The sequence below is a fragment of the Geobacillus sp. CAMR5420 genome, from assembly GCF_000691465.1.
GTDB lineage: Bacteria > Bacillota > Bacilli > Bacillales > Anoxybacillaceae > Geobacillus > Geobacillus thermoleovorans.
Genome location: NZ_JHUS01000004.1, coordinates 1 through 10,045 on the forward strand (window position 1 = coordinate 1; position 10,045 = coordinate 10,045).

Below are 10,045 nucleotides of genomic sequence, written 5' to 3' on the forward strand. Positions count from 1 at the left end.
ACGGTTATCTAGTTTTGAGGGAATGAACATCCTGTTGACAAATCCAACAGGATGGATATAATAATTACTGTCCAAGATGATCATCATTGCCTAGTGGCTATGGCGGAGGGGAAACACCCGTTCCCATCCCGAACACGGAAGTTAAGCCCTCCAGCGCCGATGGTAGTTGGGGCCAGCGCCCCTGCAAGAGTAGGTCGCTGCTAGGCAATGTTTCATTATTCTGCAATAGTTCAGCGACAAGCTTCACATCTTCGAATTCGCTACGAGTTGCCTCGACGCATCTCGCTTCCTTGAATTAGCTGGCAGAGGAAGAGGCAACGAGCACATTGGGAAGATGTGCATGACATATAGTTATTCATCATTCCGCAATAGCTCAGCGGTAGAGCAACCGGCTGTTAACCGGTAGGTCGTAGGTTCGAATCCTACTTGCGGAGCCATTTTTACGCTTCCATAGCTCAGTAGGTAGAGCACTTCCATGGTAAGGAAGAGGTCACCGGTTCGAGCCCGGTTGGAAGCTCCATTTATTTTCCGGCCCGTTGGTCAAGTGGTTAAGACACCGCCCTTTCACGGCGGTAACACGGGTTCGAATCCCGTACGGGTCACTCCATTTCGGCCAGTCGTCCTTTCAAGGATGATTGGCCGAAATGAAAAGTGTATACTTCCCTGATTGCTGAGATATAATAGCAATTGAATACAGCGTTTTTTTCTCATCGCGTTGGGCTATAGCCAAGCGGTAAGGCAACGGACTTTGACTCCGTGATGCGCTGGTTCGAATCCAGCTAGCCCAGCCATTATTTTTTTGTACATAAAAATGGTCATGAGCCATTAGCTCAGCAACGAGCGCTGCATCTTCGAGTTTGCTTCGAGTTGCCTCGACGCACTAGGCATCTGTGAAACAGCTGGGAGAGGAAGAGGCAGGTAGAGTGAAACGAAGCTGTAGAGTGTTATCCTAACCATGAGCCATTAGCTCAGTAGGTAGAGCAACGAGCGAAGCATCTTCGGATTTGCTTCGAGTTGTCCCGACGCATCCAACATCTTCGAATATGCTAGCAGAGGAAGGGGCATCGTTCATTGTGAGTGTATACTTGACTATGAGCCATTAGCTCAGTAGGTAGAGCATCTGACTTTTAATCAGAGGGTCGGAGGTTCGAGTCCTCCATGGCTCACCATAGCGCGGAAGTAGTTCAGTGGTAGAACACCACCTTGCCAAGGTGGGGGTCGCGGGTTCGAGTCCCGTCTTCCGCTTGGGGCGGGGCCTTAGCTCAGCTGGGAGAGCGCCTGCTTTGCACGCAGGAGGTCATCGGTTCGATCCCGATAGGCTCCATCAAGAGCAGACTGCTTGACAACCACAAGCAGCCTGCTCTTTTTTGTTATATCGGTATAAATATTCAAAATTTTGTCAAGTTGAGTCATCCCCTTTCTTTCCTCTACAATAAAGACGTAACAGGAACCGGAAAGGAGTGGGAGACAGCATGAAGCCAATTTCAATTATCGGGGTTCCGATGGATTTAGGGCAGACACGCCGCGGCGTTGATATGGGGCCGAGCGCAATGCGTTATGCAGGCGTCATCGAACGTCTGGAACGTCTTCATTACGATATTGAAGATTTGGGAGATATTCCGATTGGGAAAGCAGAGCGGTTGCACGAGCAAGGAGATTCACGGTTGCGCAATTTGAAAGCGGTTGCGGAGGCGAATGAGAAACTCGCGGCGGCGGTTGACCAAGTCGTTCAGCGGGGGCGCTTCCCACTTGTGTTAGGCGGCGACCATAGTATCGCCATTGGCACGATCGCCGGGGTGGCGAAACATTATGAGCGGCTTGGAGTGATCTGGTATGACGCGCACGGCGACGTCAACACCGAGGAAACGTCGCCGTCTGGAAACATTCATGGCATGCCGCTGGCGGCGAGCCTCGGGTTTGGCCATCCGGCGCTGACGCAAATCGGCGGATACAGCCCCAAAATCAAGCCGGAACATGTCGTGTTGATCGGCGTCCGTTCCCTTGATGAAGGGGAGAAGAAGTTTATTCGCGAAAAAGGAATCAAAATTTACACGATGCATGAGGTTGATCGGCTCGGAATGACAAGGGTGATGGAAGAAACGATCACCTATTTAAAAGAACGAACGGATGGCGTTCATTTGTCGCTTGACTTGGATGGCCTTGACCCAAGCGACGCACCGGGAGTCGGAACGCCTGTCATTGGAGGATTGACATACCGCGAAAGCCATTTGGCGATGGAGATGCTGGCCGAAGCACAAATCATCACTTCAGCGGAATTTGTCGAAGTGAACCCGATCTTGGATGAGCGGAACAAAACAGCATCAGTTGCTGTAGCGCTGATGGGGTCGTTGTTTGGTGAAAAACTCATTTAATGCATGTGGGCAAAGAGGGTTGGTTGCGGGATTCACGGATATGATGATGATTTGTTCCCGCTGTTTGTGAAAGAGGGGCTGCCATTTGTTTGGCGTCCCCTCTTTTTCAGTTGTATGATACAATAAATATGTTGCATGAAACTTTTCTTGATCGAGCGCCGTAATATACAGTAAGCCGTGAGGCGGGGGTATTGTATTTTATGGATCTATTTATTAAAAAGAGAATTAAGGCGATCCAAAAAGGGGATCAAAACGCATACGCGGATCTTGTCGATTTGTATAAGGACAAGATTTACCGCCTTTGCTATCGAATGCTTGGCAATCGGCATGAGGCGGAAGATGCGGCGCAGGAGGCGTTCATCCGCGCCTACATCCATATTGATACGTACAATCCAGAAATGAAGTTTTCCACTTGGCTGTACCGGATCGCGACGAACTTGACGATCGATAAATTGCGGAAACGGAAGCCGGACGTGTATTTAGATGAAGAGGTCGGAGGCACGGACGGGTTAACGATGCAGGCTCAGCTTCCTTCCCGCGAAGCATCCCCGGAGGAGGCAGTGGAAAGCCTGGAGCTGCAAGAGACGGTGCAGCGAGCGATTGAGCAGTTGCCAGAAAAGTATCGAAGCGTGATCGTGTTGAAATATATGGAAGATTTGTCCTTGCAAGAAATCAGCGAGATTTTAGGGTTGCCGGTCGGCACGGTGAAAACGCGGCTGCATCGCGGCCGCGAAGCGTTGCGCAGGCAATTGGGTCATTTATAAGAGGGTGGGAGACTATGGAATGTCCGAAAGAAATCGTGTTGCTCATGCACAGCTATTTTGATGGAGATCTCCAGCCAGAAGGAGAGCAGCAGCTGAAAGAACATTTGCGTTCGTGCGCTGCGTGCGCTGCCCATTTTCACGAGCTGAAAAAGACGGTTGCTTTCCTCCAATATGCCGCCCACGTTGCGGCGCCGCCGTCGTTTGCAGCCAAGGTTATGGAGGCGATGCCGAAAGAGAGAAAGACCGCGCGGCTGCGCCGCTTCCTGCATCGCCACCCGCTGCTTACGGCTGCCTCGTTGTTTTTAGCGCTCACTTTAGGCAGCTTAGCTTCTTCATGGGGGGAAAGAGGCGCGTTTTCCGTCTCAGCTGATGAACATGTCATCATCCGCGATCATACTGTCATCGTGCCGAAAGGAGAAACGGTCAAAGGGGATATTGTCGTCCGCAATGGCTCGATTCGGATTGAAGGAACGGTTGATGGGGACGTGACTGTGATCCATGGAAAGAAATATATGGCGTCCGCCGGGCAAGTGACAGGGGAAGTGGAGGAAATTAATCAAGTGTTTGAATGGATTTGGTATAATATTAAAGAAAGGTTCAATCGTGCGCTCCAATCGATTGAATGATGGCAGCCATCGTTCGATGGCTTTTTCCGTGGCCATCAACAGATTGGAATTAGAGATAAAGGAAGTGTGAAGATGTCCTTCGGAGAGCTCCCCATCGTGTCATATTTGTTAAAAGTGGTTGATATCCTTGTCGTTTGGTATGTGATTTACAAGTTGATCATGATGATTCGCGGGACGAAGGCCATTCAGCTGTTAAAAGGCATTTTTTTAATTATTTTGGTTCGTTTCGTGAGCAATTATCTCGGTTTGACAACGCTGCAATGGCTGATGGATCAGGCGATCATTTGGGGATTTCTCGCGATCATCATCATTTTTCAACCAGAATTGCGGCGCGCCCTTGAGCAGCTCGGCCGCGGACGGCTGTTCACCCGCAATACGGTCAATGAAGATGAAGAGCGGATGCGAATGGTGGAGGCCATTGTAAAAGCGACCGAGTATATGGCGAAGCGACGCATCGGCGCGCTGATTTCCATTGAGCGGGAAACCGGAATGAACGATTATGTCGAAACCGGCATTATGTTAAACGCTCATGTATCGCCTGAACTGCTCATTAATATTTTCATTCCGAACACGCCGCTTCATGATGGGGCGGTCATTATTCAAAAAAACCAAATCGCTGCGGCGGCCTGTTATTTACCATTATCGGAAAGTCCATTTATTTCGAAAGAGCTCGGAACACGCCATCGGGCGGCGCTCGGCATCAGCGAAGTGACTGACAGCGTCACCGTCGTCGTGTCGGAGGAGACGGGAGCGGTATCGTTGACGAAAAACGGCGAGCTGTACCGCGATTTAACGATCGATGAGTTTCGGGAGCTGTTGACCGGCGAACTTGCTCCAGCGACGAAGGCGCCCGCTTCTTCCCGTTGGCAATGGAGGGGGAAGAAACATGGATAAGTTGATGGACCATCCTTGGTTTATTCGCGTTGTCTCCTTATTGCTGGCGATTATGCTGTATATGTCGGCCAATGTCGGGGCGAAAACCGGTGAGACGCGCAACACGTTTGGCCAGGAAGATACGGAAACGTTGATCGATATTCCGGTGGTCGCTTACTATGATGAAGACAACTTGGTCGTATCTGGCGTCCCGAAATACGTGAACGTTACGCTCCAAGGGCCGGCCAGCATTGTCAAGCCGACGGCTCTGCAGCGAAATTTCGAGGTGTATGTCGATTTAACGGAATTGCCGTTAGGGACATACACGGTGCCGATCAAATACAGGGACATCTCCGACAAGTTGAAAGTGACGATTCAGCCTTCCTCGGCCAAAGTGACGATTCGTGAAAAAGTGTCGAAACGGTTTCCTGTCGGTGTTGAATTTTTCAATCGAAACAAAATGCCGGATGGCTATTCCGTTGGAGAACCGACTGTGAAACCAGTTGCTGTGACGATTACTGGAGCGAAGGAACTAATCGACGAGATTGCGTTTGTCAAAGCCATCGTCGACTTAGATGGGGCGACGGAAACGCTGACGAGAGAAGCGCGCGTTCGGGTGTACGATCGACGGGGAAATGAGTTGGATATTGAGCCAGAGCCATCGTCGGTGGAAGTAACCGTGCCGGTGAAAAGCCCGAGCAAGACGGTGTCGGTTCAAGTGCGAACAACTGGGGAGTTGCCGGATGGTGTGCATCTTGTCAGCATCACGCCGGAGCCGGATCGAGTGACGATTTATGGACCGAAGGAAGTGTTGAACCATATTGACAAGCTGGAAGGATTGACAGTTGATTTGGACGACATTACCGACGATGCGACGGTAGAACTTGACGCTCCGCTCCCTGATGGAGCAAAAAACGTCGATCCAGACAAAATCAAGGTGCATATTGATGTGGAAAAAGACGTCACGCAAACGTGGAAAGACGTGCCGATCGCCGTCGTCGGCTTGCCGGATTCATACAAAGCTGAATTTGTCAAACCGCTTGAAGGCAAAATTACGGTCCGCCTTGTCGGTCCGCCCGATGTCGTCCGTGGATTGACGAAAGATGATGTCCGCTTGTATGTCGATGTTAGCGGCCTCGGCATTGGCGAACATCAAGTTCCCATTCAATGGAACCACCCTGAACAAGTCCAATGGCAGCCGTCGGCGGAAACGGCGATGGTCCATATTAGCGACAAAGCAACTGCACAATAAACTGCATAGTAAGGAGAGAGTGAACGAATGGGCAAATATTTTGGCACTGATGGTGTACGAGGAGTCGCAAATCGTGAATTGACGCCAGAGTTGGCGTTTCAAATCGGCCGCTGCGGCGGATACGTGCTGACCAAAAGCGCTGAGCGCCCGAAAGTATTGATCGGGCGCGACACTCGCATTTCCGGCCATATGCTTGAAGGCGCCCTTGTCGCCGGGCTTTTGTCGATCGGGGCTGAAGTGATGCGCCTTGGCGTCATTTCCACGCCAGGTGTCGCCTATTTGACGAAGGCGCTTGGAGCGCAGGCCGGCATCATGATTTCTGCTTCTCACAACCCGGTGCAAGATAACGGCATTAAATTTTTCGGTCCGGACGGGTTCAAGCTGTCGGATGAGCAGGAAGCGGAAATTGAGGCGCTGATCGACAGCGCGGAGGATATGCTGCCGCGGCCGATCGGGGCTGGACTTGGGCAAGTAAACGACTATTTTGAAGGCGGGCAAAAATACTTGCAGTATTTAAAACAAACGATCGATGAAGAAGATTTTTCCGGGATGAAAATCGCCCTCGACTGCGCGCACGGGGCGACGTCATCGCTTGCGACGTACTTATTTGCCGATTTGGATGCGGATGTCGTGACGATGGGGGCGTCGCCCAATGGGCTCAACATTAACGAAGGAGTCGGTTCCACCCATCCGGAAGCGCTAGCCGCATTTGTCAAAGAAAAAGGAGCCGATGTCGGGCTCGCCTTTGACGGCGATGGCGACCGCCTCATCGCCGTGGATGAACGCGGCAACATTGTTGACGGCGATCAAATTATGTACATTTGCGCCAAATATTTAAAAGAAACCGGCCGCCTCAAGCACCAAACTGTCGTCTCGACGGTCATGAGCAACCTTGGGTTTTACAAGGCGCTTGAGGCGCAGGGAATCAAAAGTGTACAAACGGCCGTTGGCGACCGCTATGTCGTCGAGGAAATGAAGAAGAACGGCTATAATCTCGGCGGCGAGCAGTCCGGACATATCATCTTCCTCGACTACAACACGACGGGGGACGGAATGTTGACGGCGCTCCAGCTTGTCAACATCATGAAAATCAAAGGCAAGCCGCTTTCCGAATTGGCGGGGGAAATGAAAAAATACCCGCAGCTGCTTGTGAACGTCCGGGTGGCCGATAAGGAAAAAGCAATGGAAAACGAACAAGTGAAAAAAGTGATCCAGGAAGTGGAGGCAGAGATGAACGGCAATGGCCGCGTCCTCGTTCGTCCGTCAGGGACGGAACCCCTCGTGCGCATTATGGCGGAGGCCCAAACCGAGGAAGCGTGCCGCGCCTACGTTGAGCGGATCGCGGATGTCGTCCGCCGTGAAATGGGAGTGGAATAACCGACCGCTTGGACAACCACCCTATGCATAGACGGAACGTTCGCTTCCGTTTATGCATAGGTTATTTTATATAAAGGGATGGATAGATGATAGTTGACGCCGCTGGGAATGTCCTGTAATATTAACGTTGTTGCCTTTTTCTTGAAAGGAGGCGATGGAAGGGCGAAGAGCGGAACATGGTGAAGTGATGGCTTGCCGCAACCGTAGGCATGGCCAACAAAGCAAAAAGGTGGTTGGTTGTTGCATCGGTTTTGACGAGACAAAAGCGCCTGGACTAAGCGTTGGACGGAAGAACGCTTAGTTGACGAGGAGGAGGTTTATCGAGGTTTTCGGCGGATGCCTCCCGGCTGGAGCGATGACAGCCGCAAGTCCTCTCTTAAAACAAAGGGGTGACCCTTTGCACAAAGGGGGGGATGTCATCGCGCGAAACGAAGAAGGGAGTCTGCCGCCCGTGGATCGGCGAGACCCCGAACATGTTCTTTGACAACTGAACAGGAAAGACGGTTCTCGTTAGCGGCAGCCTCCAAGATGAAAAGGAGGAACATTTGCCATGTGCGGCATTGTTGGCTATATCGGTTATCAAGATGTGAAGGAAATTTTATTGCGCGGATTGGAAAAACTCGAGTATCGCGGCTACGATTCGGCGGGGATCGCCGTATTGAACGAAAGCGGCGTGCATGTGTTTAAGGAAAAAGGACGGATCGCTGATTTGCGCCGCATCGTCGACCCGAACGTCAACGCAACGGTCGGCATTGGCCATACACGCTGGGCGACACACGGGGCGCCAAGCCGAGTGAACGCCCACCCGCATCAAAGCGCCTCAGGCCGTTTTACGCTCGTGCATAACGGTGTCATTGAAAACTATGAAATGGTCAAGCGCGATTATTTAGCCGATGTTGCGTTTCAAAGCGACACGGATACGGAAGTGATCGTCCAGCTCGTGGAAAAATTCGTCCGTGACGGGCTGACAACGGAAGAAGCGTTCCGAAAAACGCTCTCGCTGTTAAAAGGATCGTACGCCATCGCCATGATCGATGCACAAGACGAAAACACCATCTATGCAGCGAAAAACAAAAGCCCGCTTCTCGTCGGATTGGGTGATGGGTTTAACGTCGTGGCGAGCGATGCGATGGCGATGCTTCAAGTGACGAATCAATTCGTCGAACTGATGGATGGGGAACTAGTCATCGTCACGAGCGAGAACGTCACGATTCAAACGCTAAACGGTGAAACAGTCGAACGGAAGCCATTTACGGCTGAGCTCGATGCGAGCGACATTGAAAAAGGGACGTATCCGCATTATATGCTGAAAGAAATTGATGAGCAGCCGTTCGTCATCCGCCGCATCATTCAAAAATACCAAGACGAAAACGGCGGATTGACGATTGACCAAGCGATCATCAACGAAGTGCTGAACGCCGACCGCCTGTACATTGTCGCGTGCGGAACGAGCTACCATGCCGGTTTGGTCGGCAAGCAATTGATCGAGTCGTGGGCGAAAATTCCAGTCGAAGTGCATATTGCCAGCGAATTTTCGTACAACATGCCGCTGTTGTCGGAAAAGCCGCTCTTCATCTTTATCTCGCAAAGCGGCGAAACGGCCGACAGCCGCGCGGTGCTCGTGCAAACGAACAAACTCGGCCATAAAGCGATCACGATCACGAACGTCCCAGGTTCGACGCTGTCGCGGGAAGCCGATTATACTCTCCTGTTGCACGCCGGCCCGGAAATCGCCGTTGCCTCGACAAAGGCATATACGGCGCAAATTGCTGTGCTTGCGATTTTGGCCGCCGCGGCGGCAAAAGCGAAAGGCTTTGAGCTGGACTTTGACTTGACGAAAGAGCTCGCCATCGTCGCCAATGTGATGGAAATGCTGTGCGATGCGAAAGAGGAAATGGAGAACATCGCGAGCGACTACTTGACCCTGACGCGCAACTGCTTTTTCATCGGCCGCGCCGTTGACTACTATGTCTGCCTAGAAGGCGCGCTGAAGCTGAAGGAGATCTCGTACATTCAAGCGGAAGGGTTCGCCGGCGGCGAGCTGAAACACGGCACGATCGCCTTGATTGAGGACGGCACGCCAGTGATTGCGCTTGCCACTCAGGAGCACGTGAATTTGAGCATTCGCGGCAACGTAAAAGAAGTCGTCGCCCGCGGCGCGAACCCGTGCGTCATCTCGATGCGCGGCCTGGAAGGCGACGGCGACCGCTTTATCATCCCATCCGTCCATCCGGATCTTACGCCGCTTGTGTCCGTCGTGCCGTTGCAGCTGATCGCATACTATGCCGCCTTGCACCGCGGCTGCGACGTCGACAAACCGCGCAACTTGGCGAAGAGCGTGACGGTGGAGTGAGCGGTTCGTTGGTCGGAAAGACTGTTGTTGAATGACAAAAAAGTCGGGTACTTGACAAAAAAGTCGGGAACCGGACAAAAAAGTTGGGTACCGAACAAAAAAGTCGGGAACTGAAAGCCTGTTGGTGAATCCAGCAGGCTTTGGTTTTTCCTATTACTGTTATTTGACAAAAAAGTCTTGTCCTGTAAAACTCGATCCGATTTTTACTAACGGGTTCGGATTTGAATTACAAAATAATAAATAACTATTTAAAAAGAGGTGCAATTCGCACCTCTCTTATACATATATTAACAAGCAAATTAACTTTTTAAATCAGGCGTGTTGATTATCCAATAAAATCCAAAGGGTATAGAAAAAAGAGCACCTTTCCTGTAGAATGTGAGTAGCGACACAAACAAACCCAGGAGGTGCTCTCTATGAACAAGCAT

7 protein-coding genes, 7 tRNA genes and 1 rRNA gene are annotated in these 10,045 nt (G+C 51.4%); all 15 read left to right on the forward strand.

The features are described from left to right. Positions 1-89 precede the first annotated feature (89 nt). The 15 genes from rrf to glmS all read left to right on the forward strand — a co-directional run bounded on the left by rrf (position 90) and on the right by glmS (position 9,617). Positions 90-206 (forward strand): 5S ribosomal RNA (gene rrf, locus DI44_RS15290). A 156-nt stretch (positions 207-362) separates the two neighbouring features. Beyond that, positions 363-437 (forward strand) — tRNA-Asn (locus DI44_RS15285). Positions 438-444: 7 nt separating this feature from the next. After that, a tRNA-Thr gene (locus DI44_RS15280) sits at positions 445-520 on the forward strand. Between the two features lie 10 nt (positions 521-530). Further along, positions 531-602, forward strand: a tRNA-Glu gene (locus tag DI44_RS15275). Positions 603-716: 114 nt separating this feature from the next. After that, positions 717-791, forward strand: a tRNA-Gln gene (locus DI44_RS15270). 302 nt (positions 792-1,093) lie between these two features. Beyond that, a tRNA-Lys gene (locus DI44_RS15265) sits at positions 1,094-1,169 on the forward strand. A 4-nt stretch (positions 1,170-1,173) separates the two neighbouring features. Next, positions 1,174-1,245, forward strand: a tRNA-Gly gene (locus DI44_RS15260). 6 nt (positions 1,246-1,251) lie between these two features. Beyond that, positions 1,252-1,324: transfer RNA gene (locus tag DI44_RS15255), tRNA-Ala, on the forward strand. A gap of 148 nt (positions 1,325-1,472) precedes the next feature. Beyond that, the gene (gene rocF / locus DI44_RS15250; protein ID WP_033024492.1) at positions 1,473-2,372 is read left to right on the forward strand and encodes an arginase; all 900 of its coding nucleotides are present in this window, start codon (positions 1,473-1,475) and stop codon (positions 2,370-2,372) included. 200 nt (positions 2,373-2,572) lie between these two features. Then, a complete protein-coding gene (gene sigW, locus DI44_RS15245) occupies positions 2,573-3,136 on the forward strand; it encodes an RNA polymerase sigma factor SigW (protein WP_011229662.1) in 564 nt (187 codons plus the stop codon). A gap of 14 nt (positions 3,137-3,150) precedes the next feature. Continuing rightward, positions 3,151-3,762 (forward strand): anti-sigma-W factor RsiW, encoded by a 612-nt coding sequence (rsiW, locus tag DI44_RS15240; protein ID WP_011229663.1) that lies wholly within the window; start codon positions 3,151-3,153, stop codon positions 3,760-3,762. Positions 3,763-3,834: 72 nt separating this feature from the next. Beyond that, the gene (gene cdaA / locus DI44_RS15235) at positions 3,835-4,656 is read left to right on the forward strand and encodes a diadenylate cyclase CdaA (RefSeq protein WP_011229664.1); all 822 of its coding nucleotides are present in this window, start codon (positions 3,835-3,837) and stop codon (positions 4,654-4,656) included. Beyond that, positions 4,649-5,887 (forward strand): CdaR family protein, encoded by a 1,239-nt coding sequence (locus tag DI44_RS15230; protein ID WP_033024495.1) that lies wholly within the window; start codon positions 4,649-4,651, stop codon positions 5,885-5,887. The genes cdaA and DI44_RS15230 overlap by 8 nt, the downstream gene beginning before the upstream one ends. Before the next feature lie 27 nt (positions 5,888-5,914). Further along, entirely contained in the window at positions 5,915-7,264 is a 1,350-nt protein-coding gene (glmM, locus tag DI44_RS15225) for a phosphoglucosamine mutase (protein WP_033024497.1), read from the forward strand. A 550-nt stretch (positions 7,265-7,814) separates the two neighbouring features. After that, entirely contained in the window at positions 7,815-9,617 is a 1,803-nt protein-coding gene (gene glmS, locus DI44_RS15220; RefSeq protein WP_033024498.1) for a glutamine--fructose-6-phosphate transaminase (isomerizing), read from the forward strand. Positions 9,618-10,045: the final 428 nt, after the last annotated feature.